General features: G+C 63.5%; 21 protein-coding genes. 9 read left to right on the forward strand and 12 right to left on the reverse strand.

The genetic code is table 11. The features are described from left to right. Positions 1-5,295, forward strand: a 5,295-nt coding sequence (locus ACGLHT_RS20310; RefSeq protein WP_394520155.1) for an immunoglobulin-like domain-containing protein, incomplete at its 5' end; no start/stop codon positions are given. Between the two features lie 121 nt (positions 5,296-5,416). Here the strand turns inward: ACGLHT_RS20310 and ACGLHT_RS20315 are convergent. Both ACGLHT_RS20315 and ACGLHT_RS20320 read right to left on the reverse strand, forming a co-directional pair. Then, the gene (locus ACGLHT_RS20315) at positions 5,417-5,800 is read right to left on the reverse strand and encodes a hypothetical protein (protein WP_025339717.1); all 384 of its coding nucleotides are present in this window, start codon (positions 5,798-5,800) and stop codon (positions 5,417-5,419) included. A 137-nt stretch (positions 5,801-5,937) separates the two neighbouring features. Then, positions 5,938-7,371, reverse strand: coding sequence for a PLP-dependent aminotransferase family protein (locus ACGLHT_RS20320; protein ID WP_025339716.1), 1,434 nt, complete (start codon positions 7,369-7,371; stop codon positions 5,938-5,940). Between the two features lie 28 nt (positions 7,372-7,399). On the opposite strand from ACGLHT_RS20320, the gene ACGLHT_RS20325 reads away from it, so the two are divergent. Next, a complete protein-coding gene (locus tag ACGLHT_RS20325; RefSeq protein WP_137164356.1) occupies positions 7,400-7,594 on the forward strand; it encodes a hypothetical protein in 195 nt (64 codons plus the stop codon). A 286-nt stretch (positions 7,595-7,880) separates the two neighbouring features. Here the strand turns inward: ACGLHT_RS20325 and ACGLHT_RS20330 are convergent, their stop codons facing one another. Further along, complete coding sequence (locus ACGLHT_RS20330) at positions 7,881-8,090, reverse strand: co-regulatory protein PtrA N-terminal domain-containing protein (protein WP_025339715.1); 210 nt, start codon at positions 8,088-8,090, stop codon at positions 7,881-7,883. A 232-nt stretch (positions 8,091-8,322) separates the two neighbouring features. Here ACGLHT_RS20330 and ACGLHT_RS20335 point away from each other — a divergent pair, with 232 nt between their 5' ends. The 3 genes from ACGLHT_RS20335 (at position 8,323) to ACGLHT_RS20345 (ending at position 13,381) form a co-directional block, all read left to right on the forward strand. After that, a complete protein-coding gene (locus tag ACGLHT_RS20335) occupies positions 8,323-9,537 on the forward strand; it encodes an efflux RND transporter periplasmic adaptor subunit (protein ID WP_137164354.1) in 1,215 nt (404 codons plus the stop codon). Between the two features lie 21 nt (positions 9,538-9,558). Further along, positions 9,559-12,750, forward strand: a complete 3,192-nt coding sequence (locus ACGLHT_RS20340) for an efflux RND transporter permease subunit (protein ID WP_274120679.1) — start codon at positions 9,559-9,561, stop codon at positions 12,748-12,750. A 190-nt stretch (positions 12,751-12,940) separates the two neighbouring features. Beyond that, the gene (locus ACGLHT_RS20345) at positions 12,941-13,381 is read left to right on the forward strand and encodes a carboxymuconolactone decarboxylase family protein (RefSeq protein ID WP_025339712.1); all 441 of its coding nucleotides are present in this window, start codon (positions 12,941-12,943) and stop codon (positions 13,379-13,381) included. 218 nt (positions 13,382-13,599) lie between these two features. Here ACGLHT_RS20345 and ACGLHT_RS20350 read toward each other — a convergent pair whose 3' ends face one another. Continuing rightward, complete coding sequence (locus ACGLHT_RS20350; RefSeq protein ID WP_025339711.1) at positions 13,600-13,785, reverse strand: hypothetical protein; 186 nt, start codon at positions 13,783-13,785, stop codon at positions 13,600-13,602. Positions 13,786-14,079: 294 nt separating this feature from the next. Beyond that, positions 14,080-15,123: an alpha/beta fold hydrolase gene (locus ACGLHT_RS20355; protein WP_274120678.1), complete on the reverse strand. Its 1,044-nt coding sequence runs from the start codon at positions 15,121-15,123 to the stop codon at positions 14,080-14,082. A 208-nt stretch (positions 15,124-15,331) separates the two neighbouring features. Between ACGLHT_RS20355 and ACGLHT_RS20360 the strand changes: the two genes are divergently transcribed. Beyond that, positions 15,332-15,685, forward strand: a complete 354-nt coding sequence (locus ACGLHT_RS20360) for an SH3 domain-containing protein (RefSeq protein ID WP_137164350.1) — start codon at positions 15,332-15,334, stop codon at positions 15,683-15,685. Between the two features lie 603 nt (positions 15,686-16,288). On the opposite strand, the gene ACGLHT_RS20365 is transcribed toward ACGLHT_RS20360, so the two are convergent. Continuing rightward, a complete protein-coding gene (locus ACGLHT_RS20365; protein ID WP_085590798.1) occupies positions 16,289-17,194 on the reverse strand; it encodes a LysR family transcriptional regulator in 906 nt (301 codons plus the stop codon). Positions 17,195-17,292: 98 nt separating this feature from the next. On the opposite strand from ACGLHT_RS20365, the gene ACGLHT_RS20370 reads away from it, so the two are divergent. Next, positions 17,293-18,054, forward strand: a complete 762-nt coding sequence (locus tag ACGLHT_RS20370; protein WP_025339707.1) for a TSUP family transporter — start codon at positions 17,293-17,295, stop codon at positions 18,052-18,054. Position 18,055: 1 nt separating this feature from the next. Here ACGLHT_RS20370 and ACGLHT_RS20375 read toward each other — a convergent pair whose 3' ends face one another. The 5 genes from ACGLHT_RS20375 to ACGLHT_RS20395 all read right to left on the reverse strand — a co-directional run bounded on the left by ACGLHT_RS20375 (position 18,056) and on the right by ACGLHT_RS20395 (position 22,746). After that, entirely contained in the window at positions 18,056-19,480 is a 1,425-nt protein-coding gene (locus ACGLHT_RS20375) for a GGDEF domain-containing protein (protein ID WP_137164826.1), read from the reverse strand. A gap of 139 nt (positions 19,481-19,619) precedes the next feature. Next, positions 19,620-21,449 (reverse strand): SLC13 family permease, encoded by a 1,830-nt coding sequence (locus tag ACGLHT_RS20380; RefSeq protein ID WP_075045632.1) that lies wholly within the window; start codon positions 21,447-21,449, stop codon positions 19,620-19,622. 227 nt (positions 21,450-21,676) lie between these two features. Further along, positions 21,677-22,060 (reverse strand): glycine zipper domain-containing protein, encoded by a 384-nt coding sequence (locus ACGLHT_RS20385; RefSeq protein WP_025339704.1) that lies wholly within the window; start codon positions 22,058-22,060, stop codon positions 21,677-21,679. A 74-nt stretch (positions 22,061-22,134) separates the two neighbouring features. Then, positions 22,135-22,329 (reverse strand): hypothetical protein, encoded by a 195-nt coding sequence (locus ACGLHT_RS20390; RefSeq protein ID WP_081742349.1) that lies wholly within the window; start codon positions 22,327-22,329, stop codon positions 22,135-22,137. Positions 22,330-22,455: 126 nt separating this feature from the next. Then, complete coding sequence (locus ACGLHT_RS20395; RefSeq protein ID WP_025339702.1) at positions 22,456-22,746, reverse strand: RcnB family protein; 291 nt, start codon at positions 22,744-22,746, stop codon at positions 22,456-22,458. A 114-nt stretch (positions 22,747-22,860) separates the two neighbouring features. Here ACGLHT_RS20395 and ACGLHT_RS20400 point away from each other — a divergent pair, with 114 nt between their 5' ends. Next, positions 22,861-23,211, forward strand: a complete 351-nt coding sequence (locus tag ACGLHT_RS20400; RefSeq protein WP_274079862.1) for a hypothetical protein — start codon at positions 22,861-22,863, stop codon at positions 23,209-23,211. Between the two features lie 214 nt (positions 23,212-23,425). Further along, positions 23,426-24,247 (forward strand): bifunctional 2-polyprenyl-6-hydroxyphenol methylase/3-demethylubiquinol 3-O-methyltransferase UbiG, encoded by an 822-nt coding sequence (locus tag ACGLHT_RS20405; RefSeq protein ID WP_085706466.1) that lies wholly within the window; start codon positions 23,426-23,428, stop codon positions 24,245-24,247. Here the strand turns inward: ACGLHT_RS20405 and ACGLHT_RS20410 are convergent, their stop codons facing one another. Further along, the gene (locus tag ACGLHT_RS20410) at positions 24,248-25,015 is read right to left on the reverse strand and encodes an SDR family oxidoreductase (protein WP_025339699.1); all 768 of its coding nucleotides are present in this window, start codon (positions 25,013-25,015) and stop codon (positions 24,248-24,250) included. Between the last annotated feature and the right edge of the window lie 13 nt (positions 25,016-25,028).

Genomic DNA, 25,028 nt, shown 5'->3' on the forward strand with positions numbered 1-25,028 from the left:
GTGCACATCGCAGCTGGGCAGATCAGTGGCTCGCAGTCGGGTGTTCTGGCGGACGACGTCTATGTGGGCAGCAGTGCTTCGAGCATTGCTATCTCCGGGATCACCGAGCAAGGTACAGGCAAGCAGGTCTTTGAGAACCTGGTCAAAGGCGACCCGGTAACCCTGCAGATCACCGACGAGCCGGGCACTCCAGGTAACCCTGGCACCCCGGGCACACCGAATGGCGGCGATGAAGTGACGCTGACCCTCACCGGCAATGCCGTGCAGGAAGGCAACACCACGACCATCACCGGCACCCTGAGCCACCCGGCAGGCCAGGCCTTCACCGTCACCCTGAGCAACGGCCAGACCCTGACCTTTGCCGAGGGCGCGCTTACCGCGACCACCAATCCGTTCGTGGCGCAGAGCGATGACGTGTTCAAGGATGGCGAAACCCAGACCGTCAGCGTGATCGATGCCGGTAGCCACAACTTCGAGAACCTGAACACCAGCGCGACCACCATCGTTACGGTGAGCGACACCGTCGACACCGTGAAGGCCGAGCTGAGCATCTCGCCGAACCCGGCCGTGGAAGGTCAGGCGGTGACCTACACCATCACCTTGACCGGCCCGGCCGGTGCCGACCTGAGTCAGCACGGTGGCCTGTCCATCGCGCTGAGCAACGGCGAGGTGATCAACATCCCTGCGGGCCAGATCAGCGCTTCGCAAACCGCTAACCTGGCGAACGACGTTTATGTCGGCAGCAGTGCTCCAAGCATCGCCATCAACGGGATCACCGAGCAAGGCACCGGCAAACAGGTCTTTGAAAACCTGGTCAAAGGCGATCCGGTGACCCTGCAGATCACCGACGAACCGGGTACCCCGGGCAACCCTGGCACTCCAGGCACGCCGAATGGCGGCGATGAAGTGACGCTGACCCTCACCGGCAATGCCGTGCAGGAAGGCAATACCACGACCATCACCGGCACCCTGAGCCACCCAGCGGGCCAGGCCTTCACCGTCACCTTGAGCAACGGCCAGACCCTGATCTTCGCCAAGGACGCGACCACCGCGACCACCGCACCGTTCGTGGCGCAGAGCGATGACGTGTTCCGTGACGGCGAAACCCAGACCGTCAGCGTGATCGATGCCGGTAGCCACAATTTCGAAAACCTGAACACCAGCGCGACCACGACCGTCACCGTGAGCGACACCGTCGACACTGTGAAGGCCGAGCTGAGTATCTCGCCGAACCCGGCCGTGGAAGGGCAGGCGGTGACTTACACCATCACCCTGAGTGGCCCGGCCGGTGCCGACCTGAGTCAGCACGGTGGTCTGTCCATCACCCTGAGCAACGGCGAGGTGATCAACATCCCTGCGGGCCAGGTCAGCGCGTCGCAAACCGCTAACCTGGCGGACAACGTCTATGTCGGCAGCAGTGCCCCAAGCATCGCCATCAACGGAATCACCGAGCAAGGCACAGGCAAACAGGTCTTTGAAAACCTGGTCAAAGGCGATCCGGTCACCCTGCAGATCACCGACGAGCCGGGCACGCCAGGTAACCCTGGCACCCCGGGCACGCCGAATGGCGGCGATGAAGTGACGCTGACCCTCACCGGTAATACCGTGCAGGAAGGCAACACCACAACCATCACCGGCACCCTGAGCCACCCAGCGGGCCAGGCCTTCATCGTCACCTTGAGCAACGGCCAGACCCTGACCTTCGCCAAGGACGCGACCACCGCGACCACCGCACCGTTCGTGGCGCAGAGCGATGACGTGTTCCGTGACGGCGAAACCCAAACCGTCAGCGTGATCGATGCCGGTAGCCACAACTTCGAAAACCTGAACACCAGCGCGACCACGACCGTCACCGTGAGCGATACCGTCGACACCGTGAAGGCCGAGCTGAGCATCTCGCCGAACCCGGCGGTGGAAGGTCAGGCGGTGACCTACACCATCACCCTGAGTGGCCCGGCCGGTGCCGATTTGACCCAGCACGGTGGTCTCGATATCGCGCTGAGCAACGGTAAGGTGGTTCACATCGCCGCCGGGCAGATCAGCGGCTCGCAGTCGGGTGTTTTGGCGGACAACGTCTATGTCGGCAGCAGTGCCCCAAGCATCGCCATCAACGGAATCACCGAGCAAGGCACCGGCAAACAGGTCTTTGAAAACCTGGTCAAAGGCGACCCGGTGACCCTGCAGATCACCGACGAGCCGGGCACGCCAGGCAACCCTGGCACCCCGGGCACGCCGAATGGCGGCGATGAAGTGACGCTGACCCTCACCGGCAATGCCGTGCAGGAAGGCAACACCACGACCATCACCGGTACCCTGAGCCACCCGGCAGGCCAGGCGTTCACCGTCACCCTGAGCAACGGCCAGACCCTGACCTTCGCCAAGGACGCCACCACCGCGACCACTGCACCGTTCGTGGCGCAGAGCGATGACGTGTACCGTGACGGTGAAACCCAGACTGTCAGCGTGATCGATGCCGGCAGCCATAACTTCGAGAACCTGAACACCAGTGCCACCACGACCGTCACCGTGAGCGACACCGTCGACACCGTGAAGGCCGAGCTGAGCATTTCGCCGAACCCGGCCGTGGAAGGGCAGGCGGTGACCTACACCATCACCCTGACCGGTCCGGCCGGTGCCGATTTGACCCAGCACGGCGGCCTGGATATCGAGCTGAGCAACGGTAAGGTGGTCCACATCGCAGCCGGGCAGATCAGTGGTTCGCAGTCGGGTGTTCTGGCGGACAACGTCTATGTCGGCAGCAGTGCCCCAAGCATCGGCATCAACGGAATCACCGAGCAAGGCACGGGCAAACAGGTCTTTGAGAACTTGGTCAAAGGCGATCCGGTCACCCTGCAGATCACCGACGAGCCGGGCACCCCAGGCAATCCTGGCGCCCCGGGTACGCCGAATGGCGGCGATGAAGTGACGCTGACTCTCACCTGCAACGCCGTGCAGGAAGGCCATACCACGACCATCACTGGCACCCTGAGCCACCCGGCAGGCCAAGCGTTCACCGTCACCCTGAGCAACGGCCAGACCCTGACCTTCGCCAAGGACGCCACCACCGCGACCACCGCGCCGTTCGTGGCGCAGAGCGATGACGTATTCCGTGACGGCGAAACCCAGACCATCAGCGTGACAAATGCAGGCACCCACAACTTCGAAAACCTGAACACCAGCGCGACCACGACCCTCACGGTCACCGATACCATCAACACCGTGACGGTCGTGCTGAGCGCTTCGCCCAACCCGGCAGCCAAGGGCCAGGAGGTGACCTACACGGTCAATCTGGAAGCGCCGGCTGGCATGAGCGCAAGCAACCATGGCGGCCTGACCATCAAGCTGGACAATGGCCTGACCATCATGGTGGCGGCGGGCAGCACCACCGGCACGGTGAAAGGTGCCATTCCCGACGGTGTCTTCGTGGGTGGTGGCAGCGTGTCCGTGGGCATCGACCAGATCACCCAGAATGGCACGGGTAGCAAGGTGTTCGAGAACCTGGTCCCGGGCGCCAGCGTTGCGGTGGGCATGACCAATGCCACGCCAACCATCACTTCGGGGGCCGCGCTGGTGTCCGAGGAGGGGCTGATCGGCGGGAACAAAGATACCGTCGGTTCACCAGCCGACCAAAGCGACAGCAAGTTGTACGCTGGCAAGCTGACGGTCAGCGATATCGATACGCCGTCGGCCAACCTCTCGGTCAGCCTGGCAGCACCATCGACAGCGCTGACGTCCTCTGGCCAGAGTGTGCAATGGGCGTTGTCCAATGGCGGCAAGACCCTGACCGGCACGGCCGGTGGCAAGGACGTGATCGAAATCAGGATCGACAACGCTGGCAACTACACCGTGGAGCTGAAGGGGCCGCTCGACCATCCGAACCAGGCGGCCGAGGATGTACTGTCCCTCAACGTTGGTGTCAGCGTTTCCGACGGCAGCACCTCATCGACTGGCACGCTGACGATCAGCGTCGAAGACGACAGCCCGACCTTCGCCACCAGTGACAATGCCGGCATGTGGAACACTGTCGGGTACACGGCGGTTGGCGACACGCACTTCCTGGCGGGCGGCGATGGCGTGGGCACGCTGAAGTTCGGCACCATCGTTGGCCTGCCTTCGGGCTGGAGCAGCAAGGCAACGGATGCAAGCGGCACCACGGTGGAAATCTTCGACGGTACCACGAAGGTGTTCACGCTTGCCTTGGGAGCGGATGGGCACTACACCGTCACCCAGAACGCCGTGCGCGAAGGTAGCCGAGATACGTTCAACCTGGAAAGTTTGAAATCCGGGAATACCTCAACCCTGCCCGTCACTTTCAACAGTGGCATAACGGCCACCTTCGAAGCCTTGGCCAGTGCTACAGGGAAGCCGACGATCAACGTCGGCAATGGGCTGGGGGTGGGTAACAACCACTTCTCTGCCAACGAAAAGTTCTCCGTGGCGTTCACCGATGCCCAGCAGCACGCCGTCTCGATGAAAGAGGTCACGCTAGGCATTGCGCGGCTTCAGGTCAGCGGTGACGTCAATATCATCGCCTCCTACAAGGACGCCAATGGTGTTGTGCATGAAGCAACGAAGACTTACACCATCACCTCTGGCTCCGAGTCCATAAAGATTCTGGCCAGTGACTTCACGGGCCTTGCCGGGCACGCCTTCGATACGATTACCCTGGCTGCACCGAGCAAGAGTACGCTTGACACCACCTTCACCAAACTGACCTATGTAGAGGAGAAACCTGCCAGCGACCTGAACTTCACGGTCCATGTCATCGGCACCGACCACGATGGTGATTCGGCAAGCAGCTCGTTCGTGGTGACATCCCATGGTGATGCAGCCTCGTCGACGTCGATGAGCACGATGTCGCTGATGGCGAGCGACACATCGGACAGCGCCTCCACGTCCCTGCTTGGCAGCGAGGACCACATCGTGTTCGTGGGGGCAGGGGACAGCACCGTCACCGGCAGCAGCGGCATCGCCGAGTCCTTCGTGTGGACGGCAGGTGATACCGGCCATGACGTGGTCAGGAACTTCAATGCTGAAGAAGGCGACCGCCTGGACCTGAGTGCCCTGCTGCAGGGCGAATCGCTGTCGGCCATCGACAGCTACCTGAAGATCACCACGGTCGATGGCGAGTCGACCTTGCAGGTCAGCACCCAGGGCAAGTTCACACCCGGCGGTGACACCAGCAGCGCTGACGTGTCGATCAAGCTCGAAGGTGTGAACTGGTCGAACACCACGGTCAGTTCGCTGGTCAGTGGTGGCGATCCAACCATCAAGATCGACCACTCCGGGCAATGAGCCACGCCCCGCGGCGGCGGCCAGGCCGCTGCGGGGTCCCCCTGAACTATTGATTTGGCAGCCCAACCTGTGGGGGTTCACCCGCGAGCACCGCTACGAAGGCCGAATCCGTCGATGGGGTTCAGCCGGGCAGCCTGGCGCAATCGCTCGCCAATCCGAGGAAGCGGCCCTTGTCGTACCAGGCATCGCGTTGGTAGGCCGTGTAGCTGCCCGTCTTCGACAACACCAGCATTGCCGAGGCCCTGGCGGGGTCGGCGGCGCCGAACAGCAAACGGCTGCCGCTGTCGGTTTCCGAGGTGAATACCTGCGTGCCCGGGGCAAGGTTGCTTTGCAGGCAGCCGACGAAGGCCGCTTCGCTGCGCGCCGTCTGCCCGCTCACCTGGTCGTGGCTGGCGCCGATGTCCGGGTTGTGAGCGCAGCCCGAAAGAGCAGCAGCGGCAAGCAGGCTGGCCAGGAAACGAATGCCCGTAGTGAAGGGGCGATGGATTGGGTTCACGCTGCTCATGGTTTGGTCCTCGTTTGGCGAGCGCTTTTGTCAGGTAGCGCAGGGCATGCGCTCAGGCTAAGGGCGCTGCGACTGGCAGGCGACAGCCAATGCAAGGGAAAACCACAAGACCAATGTCCGGCCTGCATGCGGTCAACTCAGGCGATCTGCCGCAGGATATCCAGCACACGGTCCAGGGCCGGGTCGATGTCCAGCGTTTCGATCGTGCCGAAGCCCAGCAGCAGGCCCGGGCGCACAGGCGCCTGGTAGTAGTAGTCGTCGATCGGGTAGATGCCGACCTCGACCTTGCGCGCAAGCTCGGTGAGCAGGCGGGTATCGACGGGCACCTTGAACAATGCGCCGACATGGGACCCTGCCGTGCTGGGGACGGCCTGCAGCCAGGGGGCTAGGTCACTGCCCAGGCGGTAAAGCAGGCGTGCGCGACGGCTGGTATAGATCGCGTGGCAGCGGCGAATATGCTTGAGCAGCTCGCCATCGGCGATGAACTTGGCCAGCGCCCACTGGCCCAGGGATGCCGTGTTCCAGTCGGTGACCTGCTTGGCCTTGATCACTGCCGAAAGGATCGCTTCCGGGAGAATTGCATAGCCCAGGCGCAGGTCGGGGAAGGTGGTCTTGGAGAAGGTGCCGACGAACGCCACCAGTCCGCTGTCGTCCATGCTCTGCAGGCAGTCGGTGGGACGTCCCTCGTAGCGGAACTCGCTGTCGTAGTCGTCCTCGACGATCACCGCGCCCAGCGCCCTGGCCCGCGCCAGCAAGGCCTGCCGTCGTGCGCTGCTCATGGGCATGCCAAGAGGGAACTGGTGCGCCGGGGTGACGTAGATCAGCCGTGTCTGGTCAGGAATGAGGTCGACTCTGATGCCCTCGTCGTCGACCGGAATACCGACGACGGTTGCACCCTGGGAGGCGAACAGCAGCCTGGCCGGTGGGTAACCGGGGTCTTCCACTGCGACGATGCTGCCTGGCTGCAGGACGACCCTGGCGATCAGGTCCAGCGCCTGCTGCGCGCCGTTGCACACCACCACGTCATCATCCTTGCAGACCACTCCGCGTGAGAACGATATGTGCTGGGCTATGGCGCTGCGCAGCGCCGGCAAGCCTGCCGGATGGCAGTAGAGCCCACCGTCGCGTTGCATCTGGCGCATGGCGTGCTGGACGCAGCGGCGCCACTCGTCCTGGGGGAACAAGCCCTTGCTGGTCGCGCCGCCAACGAACTCGAAACGCAGCGTGCCCTCCCGGATCGGCGTCGGTATCGGTGCCGGCAGGTTGCGCCAATGCTCGAGCTGCTCGGCGCAGGCCAGCTCCGGGGCCGTCGCGCGACGGGCTTGCGCCACGGGCCGGGCGTTGACGAAGGTACCCTTGCCGACACGGCCGATGAGGATGTTTTCGTAGGTCAGCTGCGCATAGATATCGGAGATCGTTTTACGCGAAATGCCGAGTTGTTCTGCGAGCAGTCGCGAGGGTGGTAGCTGGGTGCCGGCTGTCAAACGACCGCTCTCGATCGCGCCACGCAGTTGCTTGTACAACTGGCCGGCGAGGTCCTTGCGGCCATTGATGACAACATGAAGTTCCATTGTGCAAGGCTCTTTATGGAAGGTAGAAATGCGCGCCGTGGCATATGGCAAGGCCCAAGGGCAAAACTGGCAAGTTCAAGGCGCTGAACGTGTTGGCTGCCCCTGCACTTTGCAATTGCTGCGGGCGGCGATTGGTCTTGCGAGAAAAGACTGGATTGGTCTTGGACAGCTATCGGGCTGTTCAATACAGTGGTCGCGGGTGATTGAGAAGTGCAGCGAGTGAGGCACGCGTTGCACGATTCAGTTGCCTGGTGCTCGGTACCTTAGTGTTGAATGATTAACTGAACATTATCGTTCGACGGTATCGCGCGCATCTCCCTTGGATTGCAGTCAACCGGTGTGTCGTGCGCCGCGTAGTGCAATGTCTGATTTTAGGCTCGCCCCAGTGGCGAGCCTTTTTTTATCGGTCAAAGCCCTGTGACGCAGGCAGCCCTTCGCGGGCAGATCGCAGCGCACCGAGCTGCTGCGACTGCCCGCGAAGGGCTATGCGTGTCATCGACAGGAGCAGTTCAGCTGCCCCGGGACTGGCTGCCGCCCTCGGACTTGGCGGTGTCGCGGGTTTCCTTGCGGGCCTTTTCCTGCGCCAATTCCTTGGCCTGGGCTTGCGCCTGGGCGCGTGCTTGCATGCGTTCCACCAAGCGATCACTGCCACCTTCGGCGAAGGCGACACTGCTCATCATCGCACCTATCAGGGCGAGGCCGGTCATTAACTTCTTCATGGGTTCACCTGTTTTGAAAGGGACACGGAAAGTGTGTGCCATGGCAACAGGTTAAAAACCGGAAGGGGGTTGCTGAATATCCAATTACGGAAAAAACCATATGACCAAGATTCATGGGCGAATCACCCGTTTGGTATATCGCTTTAACCAGTGATTGGCTGTTCCTGACAGCCTGACAAGCTCATAAGGTGGCGGCCGGAACACACTAACAGCCCCTTTGACGAGAACCAAGATGAATACTTCAGCGCTGACCAGAAACATTGGCAGGCGAGCACTTGGGCTCGGCACGCTCCTTGTCTTGGGCGTCGCCGGCTACTACTTCGCTGGCCCGGCGCCGACGGCGGCGCCCCCGACCTCGGCGACCCCGGCGACGCCCGTGACGACCCCGGTCGATGTCGCCAGCGTTATCGAAAAACCGATCATCGAATGGAACGACTTTTCCGGACGCGTCGAAGCCGTCGAGAGCGTCGAGATCCGGCCACGGGTCACCGGCACCATTGACGCGGTGCATTTCCAGGAGGGCCAGATGGTCGCCAAGGGCGCCGCGCTCTTCACCATCGACCCGCGGCCCTACCAGGCGGCCTTGGCCAAGGCCCAAGCCACCCGGGAAAGCGCCGTGGCGCGGCTGTCCCTGGCGCGCACCGAGTTGGAGCGGGCGAGCAAGCTGATCCTGGTCCGGGCGATCTCCCAGCGCGAGCACGACCAGCATGTCAATGAGCAGCTTGAAGCGCAGGCGGCACTGGCTGCAGCCCAGGCGGACGTACAGGCGGCGCAGTTGAACCTGCAGTACACCACTGTCATCGCGCCAGTGGCGGGCCGGGTTTCGCGCGCCGAACTTACAGTCGGCAACCTGGTCGGCGCAGGCCCCACGGCCCCCGTGCTTACCCGTATCGTCTCGGTTTCGCCGGTGTATGTGAACTTCGAACTCGACGAGGCCAGTTTCATCCGTTACGCGCGCAATGGCGCCCGAGGCAGCACCGGGGTCGCCGAGCTGCCGGTGCTGATGGGCCTGGCCAGCGAGGCCGACTACCCCTACAGCGGCCGCATCAAGTCGCTGGACAACCAACTCGACCAGCACTCGGGCACCTTGCGCGTGCGTGCGGTGTTCGATAACGCCAGCGGTGTGCTGACGCCCGGCATGTATGCCCGCGTGCGCATCGGCGACGGCGCTCCCCGCGCTGCGCTGCTGATCAATGACCAGGCCGTCGGCACCGACCAGGCCAGGAAATACGTGTTCGTGGTGTCGGCAGACAACCGCGTGGAGTACCGCGAAGTGCAACTGGGCCCGGTGGTCGACGGCTGGCGTGTAGTACGCGCCGGGCTGGCCAACGGGGAGCGGATCGTGGTGCAGGGCCTGCAGAAAATCCACCCCAACGACCGCGTCGATCCGCACCCCGTCCAGGCCTCCGTTGCCGTTCAAGATCCGGCCCGGCCTGGTCGGTCCTGACGCGTCACGAGGAACAAGTTCATGAACATTTCCCGCTTCTTCATCGACCGTCCAATTTTTGCCGGCGTGCTGTCGGCGACCATCTTTCTCGCCGGGCTGATTGCCATCTTCAACCTGCCGGTGTCCGAGTACCCGGATGTGGCGCCGCCGTCGGTGGTGGTCAGGGCACAGTACCCTGGCGCGCACCCGCAGACCATTGCCGAAACCGTGGCCACCCCCATCGAGGAGCAGGTCAACGGCGTGGAGGGCATGCTCTACATGAACTCCCAGGCCACGCCGGACGGCCAGTTGACCCTGACCGTGACCTTCCGCCTGGGTACCAACCCCGACCTGGCCCAGCAAATGGTGCAGAACCGCGTGAACCAGGCTTTGCCACGCCTGCCCGAACCGGTGCAGCGCCTGGGCGTTACCACCATCAAGAGCTCGCCGGACCTGACCATGGTGGTGCACATGCGCTCGCCCAACGAGCGCTACGACATGCAGTACCTGCGCAACTACGCAGTGCTCAACATCAAGGACCAGTTGGCTCGCATCAACGGCATGGGCCAGGTCCAGGTGGCAGGCTCGGGCGATTACGCCATGCGCATCTGGCTTGATCCGCGCAAGCTGGCTGCGCGCAACCTGTCGCCGGGCGACGTGGTCCAGGCGCTGCGCGAGCAGAATGTCGATGCCGCGGCCGGCGTGATTGGTGCCTCGCCATCAGTGCCCGGCGTGGACTACCAGATCTCGGTCAATGCCAAGGGGCGCCTGAAGACCGAGGAGGAGTTCCGCGATGTGATCGTGCGCACGTCTGCCGATGGCTTGGTCACTCGCCTGCGCGATGTCGCTCGGGTGGAGCTGGCAGCGGGCGAGTATGCGCTGCGCACGCTGGTCAACAACAAGCAGGCCACTGCGATCCTGATCTATCAGCTGCCCGGCTCCAACGCCTTGCAGATTTCCAAGGATGTTCGTCAGCGCATGGCCGAGCTCAAGCAGGCCATGCCCGAGGGTGTCGACTACCAGGTGGTGTACGACCCGACCGAGTTCGTGCGTTCGTCCATCGATGCGGTGATCCACACTCTGTTCGAGGCCATCCTGCTGGTGGTCGTGGTAGTGATCGTGTTCCTGCAGACCTGGCGCGCCTCGATCATCCCGCTGCTGGCCGTGCCGGTTTCGGTGGTGGGCACCTTTGCGGTGATGCTGGCGATGGGCTTCTCGATCAACGCGCTGAGCCTGTTCGGTTTGGTGTTGGCGATCGGCGTGGTGGTGGACGACGCGATCGTGGTGGTGGAGAACGTCGAGCGCAACATCGGCCTCGGGCTGAGCGCCCGTGAAGCCACCTACCAGGCCATGCGCGAGGTGTCGGGGCCGATCGTGGCGATCGCCCTCACGCTGTGTGCGGTATTCGTGCCGCTGGCCTTCGTCAGTGGCCTGTCGGGCCAGTTCTTCAAGCAGTTCGCCCTGACCATCGCGATTTCCACGGTGATCTCGGCGTTCAACTCACTGACCCTGTCGCCAGCGCTGGCGGCGCTATTGCTGAAGGGCCACGACGCACCCAAGGACGCCTTCCAACGGGCTTTCGACAAGCTGTTCGGCGGGTTCTTCGTGCGTTTCAACCGCCTCTTCGGCCGCGCTTCTGACCGCTACGGCGTTGGGGTTTCGCGCATACTCAAGCGCAAGACCGCTGCGCTGCTGGTATACGGCCTGCTGGCGATGGCTGCGGTGCTGCTGTTCAACCGTGTACCGGCCGGCTTCGTGCCGCCCCAGGACAAGCAATACCTGGTGGGCTTCGTGCAACTGCCCGACGCGTCGTCGCTGGACCGTACCGAAGCGGTGCTGCGCGAGATGACCGCCACCGCCCTGGCCCAGCCGGGAGTGGAGGCGGTGACCGGCTATGCGGGCTGGTCGATCAACGGTTTCGTCAGCAGCCCGAACTCGGGGGTGGCATTCTTCGTGCTCAAAGACTTCGCCGAACGCAAGGGCGCGGACATGACAGGCAACGCCATCGCCGCGCAGCTCAATGCCAAGTTCGCCGATATCAAGGGTGCCTACACAGCGGTGTTCCCACCGCCACCGGTATCGGGCCTGGGTAGCGTGGGCGGCTTCAAGCTGCAGCTGCAGGACCGCGCGGCCTTGGGCAACGCAGCGGTCAACGACGCTTTGCAGGCGTTCATGGCCGAGGCCCGCAAGGCGCCGGAGCTGGCGGGCATGTTCTCCAGTTTTCAGATGAACGTGCCGCAGCTGTACGCCGATGTCGACCGTACCCGTGCCCAGCAGTTGGGCCTGTCGATCCCGTCGGTGTTCGAAGCGCTGCAGGTCTACCTGGGCTCGTTGTACGTGAACGACTTCAACGCCTTCGGCCGTACCTTCCAGGTCAAGGTCCAGGCAGATGCGCAATTCCGTGCCCATGCCGAAGATATCGCCCTGCTCAAGACTCGCAACGACAAGGGCCAGATGGTGCCGTTGGCTTCGGTGCTGAAGATCGAGCAGCGCTATGGCCCCGACCAGGCGATGCGCTACAACGGCTTCCCCTCGGCCGATGTCAGCGGTGCGCCAGCTGCCGGCTACAGCAGCGGTCAGGCCTTGCAGGCGGTGGAGCGCATCGCCGCGCAGACCCTGCCGCGCGGTATCGGCTACGAATGGACCGAGATTACCTACCAGGACAAGATTGCCGGCAACACCTTGGTCATCATCCTGCCGCTGGCGATGCTGCTGGTGTTCTTCGTCCTCGCTGCGCAGTACGAAAGCCTGACGTTGCCGATCGCTGTGCTGCTGATTGTGCCGATGGGCATCCTCTCGGCGATTGCGGGGGTATGGATGACCGGCGGCGACAACAACCTGTTCACCCAGATCAGCTTTGTGGTGCTGGTGGGGCTGGCGTGCAAGAACGCCATTCTCATTGTCGAGTTCGCCCATGAGCTTGAGCATCAGGGCCGTTCGATCCGACAGGCTGCAATCGAGGCCGCGCGCTTGCGCCTGCGGCCAATCCTGATGACTTCGATCGCCTTCATCGCCGGCGTGGTGCCGTTGATCCTGGCCACCGGTGCCGGCGCCGAGATGCGTCATGCCATGGGTATTGCCGTGTTCACCGGGATGATCGGGGTGACCCTGTTCGGCCTGTTCCTCACGCCGCTGTTCTACGTGCTACTGCGCCAGTTCTCGGTCCGTTTTACCCGTGGTGCCGGCGCGCCAGCTGCCCAGCGCGACGCTCGCGCCGCTTCTGTGGAGGGTTGACGCATGAAAAGCCTGAAACCTGCCGATAGCCGCCTGACCTTGGCCGCACCGCAAGCCTTGGCTGTGTGCTGACGGCTGGACACAGGTGGCGCCGGGGCGGCACTGGTCTGCGGTTTTTCCCGCGGATTGGTGGTGGTCTGCCCCGGCACCGTACCCTACAGTCAGCAGAAAAAATACTCAGGAGCCTACAATGGAGCCTCGTCTCGATTACTACGCGGCGTCCCCCGGGGCAATGAAGGCGATGCTCATACTGGAAGCTATGACCGGTAACTTGACCATCGAGCAGCCACTGCTGCACCTGATCAAGATCCGCGCATCGCAGCTCAATGGTTGTGCCTTCTGTACCGACATGCACTCGATCGACGCAAGACGGTTAGGGGAAACCGACCGCAGGCTGTACTCGATCGTGGTCTGGCGCAGCAGCGGCTTCTTCACCCCCCGGGAAAAGGCGGCCCTGGCCTGGACCGAGGCGTTGACCTCGCTGACTGACGGCGAGGTTTCCGACGAGGTCTACCAGCAGCTTGAAGCGTACTTCAGCGAAACCGAAAGGGTCGACCTGACCATGGCGATCAATGTCATCAGCAGCTGGAATCGCCTGGCGGTGGGCTTCAGGCAGAAACCCTGCACCTGACGCCGTCGACAATAAAACTGCCCGTAACTCATTGAATTGGCAGGGACCCTGTGGGAGCAACCGTCTTGCTCAAATTCTAAAAGTTGGCGCGATCCCCTTTGGGAGCGGCCTTGTGTCGCGAAAGGGCTGCAACGCAGCCCCAGGGTACGCGGACCGCTTGCGAATCCAGTTCTCTACGCGACGCGCAGCCCAAAGGGCAGGGTGATCGCCCACAGGTTTTATTGCAGGGTTACCGGCTTCATGCCATCCGGCAGCTTTTGAATAGCTGCCTCCATCCGCGCGATCGGTGCCGCGAGTTCGTCCGCTTCCTTGTCCTTGCCCTCCCTTCTCAGGCGATCACGCTCAAGGCGTAGGTTAAGCAAATTCTTCTGCAGCTTCAGGGCCGAGGTATTGAACGGATCCATGCTTTTCTCACGCTGTAGGCTTCCGTGCCGTTGTAGGAAAACTGGACCGTAGCAGCTCGAATTTGCTGGAGAAACTGATGTTTCATACAGGCAAATCTCACTACTTCGATTCTTCCTACGTTGCGAGGTAAAAGATCCTACAAACCACATTTCAAATCGTGTCTTTCAAATTCGCCTCAACACCGCGCGATAGCTGGGCACAACCGGTTTTCGACAATGCAGGCCCTCGACGCGGCTCAAACCAGGGCCTGCCGCTCCTTTCGAAACCTTATGTAGCAATTGCCGCCTCGCAAGCTACAGGTGGTCCGCATCCACCACCGCCTGGGTGAACGCCTGCGGCGCCTCCTGCGGCAGGTTGTGGCCGATGCCGCCGCTGATCAGCCGGTACTCATACTTGCCGGTAAAGCGCTGCGCATAGGCTTCGGCCGGCGGGTGCGGGGCGCCGTTGGCGTCGCCTTCCAGGGTGATGGTCGGTACGCCGATGCTGGGGAAGCTGGCCAGTTTGGCCTCGAGCGGGTCGTAGCGCGTTTCGCCCTGGGCCAGCCCCAGCCGCCAGCGGTAGTTGTGCACGGTGATCGCCACCTGGTCGGGGTTGTCCAGGGCCTTGGCGCTGCGCTCGAAGGTGGCGTCGTCGAAGGCCCACTTGGGCGAGGCGGTTTGCCAGATCAGCTTGGCGAAGGCATGGCGGTTCGTTTCATAGCCGGCCTGGCCGCGCGCGGTGGCGAAGTAGTACTGGTACCACCACTGCAACTCGGCACTGGGGGGCAGGGGGGCCTTGGCGGCTTCCTGGCTGCTGATCAGGTAGCCGCTGACCGATACCAGTGCCTTTACCCGCTCTGGCCACAGCGCCGAGACAATATCGGCGGTGCGTGCGCCCCAGTCGAAGCCGGCGAGCACGGCACGCTGGATATGCAGCGCGTCCATGAAGGCGATCACGTCGCTGGCCAGCGCCGAGGGCTGGGCATTGCGTGGGGTTGCCGCAGACAGGAAGCGGGTCTGCCCGTAACCACGTACGTAGGGCACCAACACCCGGTAGCCTTTTGCCGCCAGGGCGGGTGCAACTTGTTCGAAGCTGTGAATGTCATACGGCCAGCCATGCAGCAGGATCACCACCGGGCCATCGGCCGGGCCTTGCTCTACGTAAGCCACATCGAGCACGCCAGCGTTGACGTGTTTCAGCGGGCCGAAGTTATCCGCCGCTGTGGCGGCTGGCTGGGCCTGCAGTGGTGCAGCCGTGGCCATGTTCGCCGCCAGCAGGCCAAGTGGCAGCAGGGCACAGGCGAGCAGCGTACGGCTGAAGCGGCGTGGCAGGGCGGTGGTCGAGTGGCGGGCAGACATTGGGCATCTCCTTGGCGAAGCCATCGGTGCAGGTTGATGGGTGCCAGTAAAGATGACGGCTGTATCGCGGATGTGTCCGCTCGGCCTGCAGGAAACGTTCTTGTGTATCAGGTCTCAATTTGTACACATGAAGATACAAACACCGGCTGGCAGCGGGTTTTGCCGCTTCTGCTACGATCGATGAGTTTTCCCGGCCAAGGAGAGGCCCATGCATTACGTTGTGATTGAATCTCACCGCAGTGAGTACCCGCGGCCCATCCGCTTCGCCAAGGGCACCTTGCTGAACATTGGCCCACGCTACGAGGGCGAGGCAGGTTGGCAGGACTGGTACCTGTGCACCTGCACCGGCCAGGAGCCCGGCTGGGTGCCGGCCCAATTGATCGAGCGGCTCAGCGTGTGCCAGGGCAGGGCGCTGGACCACTACTCGGCGCATGAACTGGATGCCGACCCGGGGCAGTTGGTGCAGATGGTGCGCCCGCTCAATGGCTGGGTCTGGTGCAGGCGCCACGGCAGCGATGAGTTCGGCTGGTTGCCTGCGCAGAAGCTTCAGCAGCTGACCTGATATGCCGCAAACTCGGCCTGCAACCGGGCACGGCTTTGTGTAGGAGCGGCCTTGTGTCGCGATGGGCTGCGCAGCAGCCCCAGTAATTTGTGCTTGAACATTGAGATCCTTGGGGGGACTGCTGCGCAGCCCATCGCGACACAAGGCCGCTCCTACACGTGTCCCGGTTCAATTGGAGAGAGGGCCAGTCTTCACATCTGATCCGCTTTTTTTCCCCAAACCTGAATCTGTAACGGTATCAGCCCAAGCCCGACAATATGCCCATTCCCGCATCACACTTGTAGAGGTTCCAATGGGCAAGCTCGCGCTATTCCTGGGTGGTTTTCTGCTGCTGACCATTCTGATCGGTATTCTTGGCACCATTCCGCCAAGCTGACGTTAACCACCTATATCCCTCGCGGCCTGCCTTTCCTTCGGGCGGGCCCATTCCTCTTCATTGTTGGCCGATTCACCCTACCGATTTGTACGATAAGTCGTTCTTTGCACTGGGAAAACTGTCCACAAAAAACGTGGGTAGGTCTGTGGATAAAGTGCTGCAAGCCAGGCCCGCGGCGGGCTCTGTTAAATTGAGCAGAATTTGAACAGCCATTTCAGGGCGTTGTTTCAGTAGGCCAGGCCGGCGCGGCGCAGGGCAGCCAGCAGGTCGCGTACCCGCGCCGGCAGCTCGCCGGCGGGGTACACGGCATGCATCTGCGGGTCCTGGCCGTTGCTGGAAGTCAGGCGGTACTGCGGGCATACCCGCACCAGCCGCCCGGCCTTGACCTGCGCTTCACCGACCCAGGCGGCCAGGCGGGCGATACCGGCGCCGGCCAGGGTGCTGTGGTACACCGCGTCACCTGAGTCCAGGCGCAGCCTGGGCCTGGGGCGCAGGCTGGTGATCTGGCCGTCGCGGCAGAAGTGCCAGGCCTTGAGGATGCGCGGGGCAGTGTGCAGGATCAGCGCGTGGCCTTCGAGGTCCTCGGGTTGTTGTGGCGTGCCGGCCAGTGCCAGGTATTCAGGGCTTGCATACAGGTGGCGCTGGTAATCCCACAGCGGGTAGCCGATCAGCTCGCTCGACTGCGGAAAAGCACCGCGCACCACGAAGTCGAACTTGCCTTGCAGCGGGTCCAGGGCCCCGTCGCTGTACTGCACGTCCAGGGTTACCTGGGGGTGGCAGCGGGAAAACTCGGCAAGCACCTGGGGCAGGACATGTTCCCCCAGTACCTGCGGCACGGCGAAGCGGATCCAGCCTTGTGCACTGCCGCTGAGCGCGGCCAGTTCGTCGGCGGCATCACGTTGCACATCCAGCAAGCGTTCGGCGTGTGGCAGCAGGCGCTCGCCGGCTTCGGTCAGGGTCACGGCATTGGCGTTGCGGTTGAGCAGTTTGCTCCCGGCGTTGTCTTCCAGGGTTTGTACCGCGCGGGTGACCGCGCTGGGTGAGCGCCCCAGGGCGCGTGCGGCGGCGACGAAGCTGCGCTTGTGCGCCACGCTGACGAACGCCTGGATTTCCCGCAGCATGTCCAATGCCATTGCCTGCTCCTCGTTGCAGTTTTTGCAATATGGCATTTCAACACAAGCGCGGCACTTTGATTAGCCTTGCAGGCGTCTTCACTGCCTGGAACCGCGTCATGATGGATATCGCTGTGCTTTCCGTGTTCGCCTTCGCCGCAGGGCTGATCGACGCCGCCGTGGGGGGCGGTGGGCTGATCCAGATCCCGGCCTTGTTCAACGTGCTGCCCACCGCGCAACCGGCGGCATTGCTCGGTAGCAACAAGCTGGCGTCGGTGTGTGGCACGGCCTTCGCTGCGCGTTCGTTCATCCGCAGGGTGACGCTGGACTGGGGGTTGATCGTGCCGGCTGCGCTCAGTGCCTTCGTCATGTCGTTCGCCGGTGCCGCCACGGTGTCGCTGGTGCCGCCCAGTGTGATGCGCCCGGCGGTGCTGGTGCTGATCGTGCTGATGGCCATCTACACCTTCTGCAAGAAGGACTTCGGCACGCTGCACAAACCCACAAGGATCGGCCGCAAGGAGCAGTGCCTGGCGGTGCTGATCGGTGGCGCGATCGGCTTTTACGATGGCCTGTTCGGGCCGGGCACCGGCAGCTTCCTGATCTTCCTGTTCATCCGCTTCTTCGCTTTGGACTTCCTGCACGCCTCGGCATCGGCCAAGGTGGTGAACATCGCCACCAACCTGGCGGCACTGGTGTTCTTCGTGCCATCGGGCAACGTGCTGTACGCCATCGCCTTGCCCATGGCGGCGTGCAATATCCTCGGTGCGCTGACCGGTACCTGGCTGGCGGTGCGCAAGGGCGCGGGCTTTGTACGCGGGCTGTTCCTGGTGCTGTTGTGCGTGCTGATCGCCAAGTTGACGTGGGACTTGCTGGCCGGCTAGCTCACATCACCTGGCGTTGCGGCTCGGCCTGCTCGACGCGGTTGCGGCCATGGGCCTTGGCTCGGTACAGCGCCTGGTCGGCGCGCGCCAGCAGTTCGTCGAGGGTGGGGGCCGGCATGTCGGCGGCACAACCGGCCAGGCCGATACTCACGGTAATTTGCAGGTGTTGGTCGGCCTGCACCACATGCAGGTCCTGCACGGCGCGGCGCAGGCGTTCGGCAGTGAACTTGGCCCGGTCTGGTGCCAGGCCTGGGAGGATCACGACAAATTCCTCGCCGCCCAGGCGGGCGAACAGTTCGCCATCGTGCAGCTGGTCCTGCAGGGTGCCGGCGAACTGGCGCAGCACCTGGTCACCGACCGCATGGCCGTGGGCATCATTGATCGACTTGAAGTGGTCGATATCCAGCATCATCAGGGTCAGCGGCAGCGCCTGGGCGTGTTGCTGGCGGCTTTCCAGCAGCGCGTTGGCGCGGCGGGTGAAGGCGCTGCGGGTGAACACGCCGGTGAGGTGGTCGATGGTGGCCTGATGCGCCAGGCGGGCCATCAGGCTGCGGTTGGCCTGGCTGACGCAGGCCACCACCAGCGGCCCGAGCACCAGCATGGCGATGCCCAGGCGCGCCGACATCAGCGTGGTCACCCCGGGCTCGCTTTGCGGCACGCTGAAATGCATGAGGTTTTGCGCCACCGCCACTATCAGCGTGCTGCCGGCGGTGAGTGTCAGCAGTGAGACCAGGAACGGTGAGTAAGTCCAGGCGCACCACAGCAGCGCGGCAATCGGGAAGGCAATGGCCCCGGGGCCGCCGAAGGCAATGCTGGACGCTAGCGAGACCAGCAGCATCAATAACGGCGCCAGGCGGATGGCCTGGGCGCCACCGCGCACCAGGGCTCGCGCCGAGGGCGCCGTCAGCAGCACTGGCAGCACCAGCACGCTGGTCGAGAACTGTTCACTGAACCAGGCCAGCCAGGTGGCGCGCAAGGACTGTTCGAACCACGGCGCGGCCATTGCCGCCGCCATGCTGGCCGCCACTATCGCCCCGGCGGCACAGGCGCCGAACACGCTGAGCACGCCGTGGGGGGTACGCATGCGCCGGTGCAGGCGCGGCAAGCGCGAGAGCAGCAGCCAGAGGGTGACCACCACGCCCAGGTTGCACAGGTTGAACCACAGGGCCGGTACCCAGGCGCTGCCACACAGCAGATCGGCGCCGACCATGGCCAGCCAGACCAGGGCAAAGCCCGTCAGCGTGGCCTGGCGGGGGTAGCGCAGCAGCACGCCGGCCAATACCGCATTGACCGGCCAGAACAGCGACAGGGATTCGATCGGGCGGGCCAGGATGCCGCCCAGCGTCAGGGCGAAGGTCAGGCCGAGTAGAACGACGTAGTGCAACAAGCGCGATTGGGCTGGAAAAACCATGGGCTCGACCGGCAAAGCGGAAACGAAATCCAGGACAACGGCTTGAAGCACCTGGGGCAATTGTGCATAAGTGTGTTTCGTCAGAGGACTTGATGTCAATCTGCCGCGATCGGTCGAGATAATGCCAAATTGCCTTCATTCGAGATGTGTCACCTCACAGCCCGAAGAACCACGGCACCATCAACACGGTCACCAGCATCACCAGTACGGTGAACGGCACGCCGACTTTGACGAAGTCGGCGAAGCGGTATTGTCCCGGGCCCAGTACCAGCGTGTTGACCGGCGATGACACCGGCGTCATGAACGCCGCCGAGGCGGCCAGCGCCACGGTCATGGCAAACGGGTAGGGCGACATGCCCAGCTGCGTGGCGGTGCTGACAGCCACGGGGGCCATCAGTACTGCAGTGGCCGTGTTGGAGATGAACAGGCCGATTACCGCCGTGACCGCGAACAGGCAGGCTAGGATGGCGCTGGGGCCGGCACCGCCCAGCACGCTGACCAGGCCGCCCACTGCCAGGTCGATGCCGCCTGTTTTCTGCAGTGCCTGGGCAAAGGGCAGCATGCCGACGATCAGCACCAGGCTTTGCCAGTGGATGGCCCGGTAGGCGCTGTTCATGTCGATGCAGCGGCCGGCGCCCATCAGCAGGCAGCCGATCAGCGCGGCAATCACATTGGGTACCGCGCCGCTGACCATCAGCCCGACCATTACCGCCAGGCTCAGCAATGCCTGTGGTGCGCGGGTGCGGGCGGGCGCGACCAGGTCGATTTCCGCGGGCAGGCTCAGTACCAGGAAGTCCTTGGGCTTGCCTTGCAACTGGCGCACGGCCTTCCACGGGCCGACTACCAGCAAGGTGTCGCCCAGGCGCAGCTTTTCTTCCACCAGCTGTTCTTCGATCGCCACCTGCTCGCGGCGCAAGCCCACCACGTTGAGGTCGAAGCGAGTGCGGAAGGCCAGTTCGAGGATGCTCTTGCCGAGCAGTTTCGAGCCTGGTGGCAGCAATACTTCGGCCATGCCCAGCTCCTGGGACTGGTCGATGAAGTAGGCGGCCTTGAAGTGCAGCGGCTCCAGTTGCATGGTCTGGCACAGGCTGCGCAGGTCGTCGCGGTTGGCGAACAGGTCGAGCAGCAGCACATCGCCCTGATGCAGCACGGTGCTGGAGTCGGCGGCGATCACCCGCGTGGTGAACTTGTGCTGGCGCTCGATACCGATCACGTTGGCGCCATGCCGGGTGCGCAGCTCCAGCTCGCCCAGGGTATGACCGATCAGCGGCGAGTGGGGGCGGATGCGCAGGCGCCGTTCGCGGCCGTTGAGCTTGTAGTCCAGCACCAGGTCCAGCAGGGTGCGGCGGCTTTCCACGCGGCCGTCCTTGCGCACTTCGCCATTCAGCCAGTGCCGGGTCAGCAGCATGTAGCCGATGCCCAGCACCAGTACCACCAGGCCGAACGGGGTGAAGCTGAAGAAGCTGAAGCCCGCTTCGCCATGGCGCACCAGTTCGCTGTGCACCACCACGTTGGGCGGTGTGGCCACCAGGCTGAGCATGCCGCTGATCAGGCCTGCGAAAGCCAGCGGCATCATCAGGCGGGCGGGTGATAGCTGCAGGCGTGCGGCGATGCTCAGCACCACCGGAATGAAAATGGCTACCACGCCGGTGGAGCTCATCATCGAACCCAGCCCCGCCACGGCCACCATCAGCAACACCAGCAGGCGCGCCTCGCTGTTGCCGGCCCGCTCGCTCATCCATTCGCCGATACGGTAGGCAATGCCGGTGCGCACCAGGCCTTCACCGATCACGAACAGGGCGGCGATCAACACCACGTTGGGGTCACTGAAACCGGCCAGCGCCTGCTCCACGGTGAGGATGCCCGACAGCGGCAGGGCGAGGATCACCAGCAGCGCGACCACGTCCATGCGTGGGCGGTTGATGACGAACAGGGTGATGACGATGGCCAGCAGGCCGAGGACCCAGAGCAGCTCTTGGTTCATGGGGAGGGGGTGTTCCTTTACACGGGGGCACGATAGACAGTAGCAGCCAGTGTGCAGGATCGTGGTGAAGGGGGTGTTGATGTGCTGCAACAAAAAGGGCCGCTAGGCGGCCCATCGCTGGCAAGCCAGGCTCCCACAATGACTGCGCATGGCTTGAGGTCAATGCGGTCGAGGTGGGAGCTGGCTTGCCGGCGATGGGCTGCGCAGCAGCCCCTCAGGTCACCGGATCAGTGACGGTGACGGCGGTGCTTGCCGTTGTTGTCGCCCAGGTGGTTGCCGATGGCACCACCGGCTGCGCCACCCAGGCCGGCGCCCACGGTGGAGCCGGTCTTGCCGCCTACCGCGCCGCCCAGCAGTGAACCGCCGGCCGAACCCAGGCCACCGCCGATGGCGGCTTCGGTACGGTTGCCCTTGCGTGCACCTACCGCACTGCCGGCTGCGCCGCCGAGGCCGGCGCCGATGGCCGCCCCCGTTTTGCCGCCGATCTGTTGACCGACAACGTTACCCAGAACACCACCCAGGCCACCGCCAATGGCGGCGGTACCGTCACCGGCGAAAGCGCCCTGGCACAGCAGCAGGCCGAGGGCAAGGGAAGGCAGAGTCAGACGCATGATACGAACCTCAAAGGAATCATCAGGTTAAGGTGCCGCGCAACGGGCGGCGGGCCAGGGTTGAAAAAGACGCTTCAGCGGTAGTAGCGGTCACCACGGTATTGACGATCGTCATCATCGTCGTCGCGGTCATGTCGATGGTGGTGGCGATGGCCACGATCGCGATCACGGTCACGCCAGCCATCGTCGTCGTCATGGTAGCGATGGCTATGGCACCCTGCGGTCAGCAGGACAACGGCAATCAGCGAAAGGCTTGCAAGACGGGTCATCACGATATAGGTCCTTGATCCGCAAAGGTTTACGGCACACCCTCTGAGACTGGAAAGGATCCATTTGGTTTCGCTGGCAGGCAAAAATTTGTCGTGCCAGCGATGAGCGGCGGGGAAAGTGTGGAATCAGTGGGTTGGCTGAATTGCCAACACCACACCGTTGGTGATCTGCACCAGCACGTAGCGCCCCCCCATGTTTACCCAGTGGCTCTCCTTTTCCGGCGCTGGCAGGCCCTTGGTTTTCCAGTCCTTGATTGCCTGGTCATCGCGTTTGTACTGGTCGGGTGCCTTGTCGCCGACCTTGAGCTCGCGGTTGTGGGTTTCTGGCGCGGTGATGCTTTCTTCGCCGGAGGGGGCTGCGGTGGCAGCGAGGGGCAGGCAGGGAAGGGCGGCGAACAGCAGGTAGTGCAATTTCATGACGTTCTCCTTGTGGCGGAATGCCTTATCTGCGACAGCCACCTGCGCGTGACAATTCACTCGCGATGCTTGCCAGTGCTAGAGTCGCCTTCTTTTTTACCCTGAGGATGGAACATGCGTGCGATTCTGCCGATGGCCGCGGCGCTGATGCTGATCGGTTGTGCTTCTGCGACCATGGAAACGGCCCGCGGCGGCAAGCCGACCGCGCAGCTCGACTCGCACAAGGCGCCGGAACTGGTGGCCCAGTGCATCCAGTTCAGCTGGCAGGAAGAGAAGGTTTTCGGTGACGACGCCAGTGGTTATCTGGAACCACGCAAGCAGGGTGGGTTCACGGTGTATACCCGTGAAGCCGAGGCGTTCGTGGATGTGTATCCGCAGGCGGGTGGGGCGCGGGTGGATTACTACGCGCAGAAGAACGACGGTGTGGCCTTGCAGCGCCGGGCGGCGGCGGCGACCTGCCTGTAACGGCTGGCGACTTGGCAGGGGCTCTGTGGGGTCGTGTGGGAGCGGGCGCGCCCGCGAACACCGGCGTAGCCGGTGCCAGCCACCGCGTTGTTTCTTCGCGGGCACGCCCGCTCCCACAGTGACCGCGCCAGCATTACAATTTTTAGCAAGGCTTTTGTGTCGCAGGGAGATTGGTGGAGGCTAGCATGAGCCCCCACGAATCAAGGAAGACACCATGGACCGCTCACTGCAACTCAACCGCGCCAGCTGGGATGAACGTGCCCCGCTGCACGCTGCTTCCAACGACTACGAAGTCGAACGGCTCGTCCAGCATCCCGAACACCTTTCCGAAACCGTACGCTTCGACCTGCCGTTGCTTGGCAATATCGACGGGCTCAACGCCGTCCACCTGCAGTGCCACATCGGTACCGATACCCTCTCGCTGGCGCGCCTTGGCGCCAAGGTCTGTGGCCTGGACTATTCCGCGGCTTCGCTGGCCGAGGCGCGGGCGTTGGCCCAGCGCTGTGCGGCACCCATCGCGTATGTCGAGTCCGACGTCTACGCCGCCGACAAGGTGTTGCCGGCCGGCACGTTTGACTTGGTCTACACCGGCATCGGCGCGCTCTGCTGGCTGCCTCGCATCGAGCCATGGGCGCGTACTGTCGCGGCTCTGCTGAAGCCGGGCGGGCGGTTGTTCCTGCGCGACGGGCACCCGATGCTGATGGCGGTCAACGAGGACCACCAGGACCGCCTGCAACTCGAATACCCGTATTTCGAGCACGAAGAACCGACGGTATGGCACAACGACCAGACCTACGTCGAAACCGAGCAGCGCCTTTCCCACACCGAAACCCACGAGTGGAACCACGGCCTGGGCGAGGTGATCAGCGCCTTGCTGGCCCACGGCCTGCAGCTGACCGCCCTGGTCGAGCACCAGAGCATCCCCTGGGAGGCGCTGCCGGGGCAGATGGTCAAGGGCGACGACGGTGAATATCGCCTGCGCGAGCAGCCCGCACGCCTGCCCCTGAGCTACACCCTGGTTGCAGTAAAAGCCTGATCAGGACAGGTAACCACCGTCGACATTGAGCGCGGTACCGGTGGTGTAGCTGGAGGCATCGCTGGCCAGGTACAACACGGCGCCGGCCATTTCCTTGGGGTCGGCCACGCGCTTGAGCGGGATCTGCTGCAGCGCGGCATTGAGGATGGCGTCGTTCTTCACCAGTGCCGAGGCGAACTTGGTGTCGGTCAGGCCCGGTAGCAGGGCGTTGCAGCGGATCCCGAACGGCGCGCATTCCTTGGCGAAGACCTTGGTCATGTTGATGACTGCCGCCTTGGTCACCGAATAGATGCCCTGGAACAGGCCGGGCGAAACCCCGTTGATCGAAGCCACGTTGATGATGCTGCCGCCACCATGCTCGCGCATCAGCTTGCCGGCCTCTACCGACATGAAGAAGTAGCCACGGATGTTCACGTCCACGGTCTTCTGGAAAGCTCCTGGGTCGGTATCCAGCACGTTGCAGAACTGCGGGTTGGTAGCGGCGTTGTTGACCAGGATGTCCAGCCGCCCGAATTGTTCGCGGATGCCGGCGAACACTTGCTGGATCTGCTCCAGTTCACCGATGTGGCAGGCCACCGCCGATGCCTTGCCACCGGCGGCGATGATGGCATCGGCCACCTGCTGGCAACCGTCGAGCTTGCGGCTGGACACGATCACATGGGCACCTTGCTGGGCCAACAGGTGGGCGATGGCCTCGCCGATGCCACGGCTGGCGCCGGAAACGAAGGCAATCTTGCCGTCGAGGTCGAACAGGTGGGTCTTGGACATGCTGTTTTCCTTG

It is taken from the genome of Pseudomonas sp. PsB, from assembly GCF_043658375.1.
Classification (GTDB): Bacteria; Pseudomonadota; Gammaproteobacteria; order Pseudomonadales; family Pseudomonadaceae; genus Aquipseudomonas; species Aquipseudomonas putida_Z.

Bases quoted from the DNA above. Each gene is read 5' to 3' on its own strand.
- ACGLHT_RS20355 (WP_274120678.1), bottom strand. From the start codon at position 15,123: ATGTCTGCCCGCCACTCGACCACCGCCCTGCCACGCCGCTTCAGCCGT.
- ACGLHT_RS20395 (WP_025339702.1), bottom strand. From the start codon at position 22,746: ATGAAATTGCACTACCTGCTGTTCGCCGCCCTTCCCTGCCTGCCCCTC.
- ACGLHT_RS20335 (WP_137164354.1), top strand. From the start codon at position 8,323: ATGAATACTTCAGCGCTGACCAGAAACATTGGCAGGCGAGCACTTGGG.
- ACGLHT_RS20385 (WP_025339704.1), bottom strand. From the start codon at position 22,060: ATGCGTCTGACTCTGCCTTCCCTTGCCCTCGGCCTGCTGCTGTGCCAG.
- ACGLHT_RS20405 (WP_085706466.1), top strand. From the start codon at position 23,426: ATGGACCGCTCACTGCAACTCAACCGCGCCAGCTGGGATGAACGTGCC.
- ACGLHT_RS20410 (WP_025339699.1), bottom strand. From the start codon at position 25,015: ATGTCCAAGACCCACCTGTTCGACCTCGACGGCAAGATTGCCTTCGTT.
- ACGLHT_RS20350 (WP_025339711.1), bottom strand. From the start codon at position 13,785: ATGGATCCGTTCAATACCTCGGCCCTGAAGCTGCAGAAGAATTTGCTT.
- ACGLHT_RS20340 (WP_274120679.1), top strand. From the start codon at position 9,559: ATGAACATTTCCCGCTTCTTCATCGACCGTCCAATTTTTGCCGGCGTG.
- ACGLHT_RS20400 (WP_274079862.1), top strand. From the start codon at position 22,861: ATGCGTGCGATTCTGCCGATGGCCGCGGCGCTGATGCTGATCGGTTGT.
- ACGLHT_RS20320 (WP_025339716.1), bottom strand. From the start codon at position 7,371: ATGGAACTTCATGTTGTCATCAATGGCCGCAAGGACCTCGCCGGCCAG.
- ACGLHT_RS20315 (WP_025339717.1), bottom strand. From the start codon at position 5,800: ATGAGCAGCGTGAACCCAATCCATCGCCCCTTCACTACGGGCATTCGT.
- ACGLHT_RS20345 (WP_025339712.1), top strand. From the start codon at position 12,941: ATGGAGCCTCGTCTCGATTACTACGCGGCGTCCCCCGGGGCAATGAAG.
- ACGLHT_RS20365 (WP_085590798.1), bottom strand. From the start codon at position 17,194: ATGGCATTGGACATGCTGCGGGAAATCCAGGCGTTCGTCAGCGTGGCG.
- ACGLHT_RS20390 (WP_081742349.1), bottom strand. From the start codon at position 22,329: ATGACCCGTCTTGCAAGCCTTTCGCTGATTGCCGTTGTCCTGCTGACC.
- ACGLHT_RS20380 (WP_075045632.1), bottom strand. From the start codon at position 21,449: ATGAACCAAGAGCTGCTCTGGGTCCTCGGCCTGCTGGCCATCGTCATC.
- ACGLHT_RS20325 (WP_137164356.1), top strand. From the start codon at position 7,400: ATGCGCGCCGTGGCATATGGCAAGGCCCAAGGGCAAAACTGGCAAGTT.
- ACGLHT_RS20330 (WP_025339715.1), bottom strand. From the start codon at position 8,090: ATGAAGAAGTTAATGACCGGCCTCGCCCTGATAGGTGCGATGATGAGC.
- ACGLHT_RS20360 (WP_137164350.1), top strand. From the start codon at position 15,332: ATGCATTACGTTGTGATTGAATCTCACCGCAGTGAGTACCCGCGGCCC.
- ACGLHT_RS20370 (WP_025339707.1), top strand. From the start codon at position 17,293: ATGATGGATATCGCTGTGCTTTCCGTGTTCGCCTTCGCCGCAGGGCTG.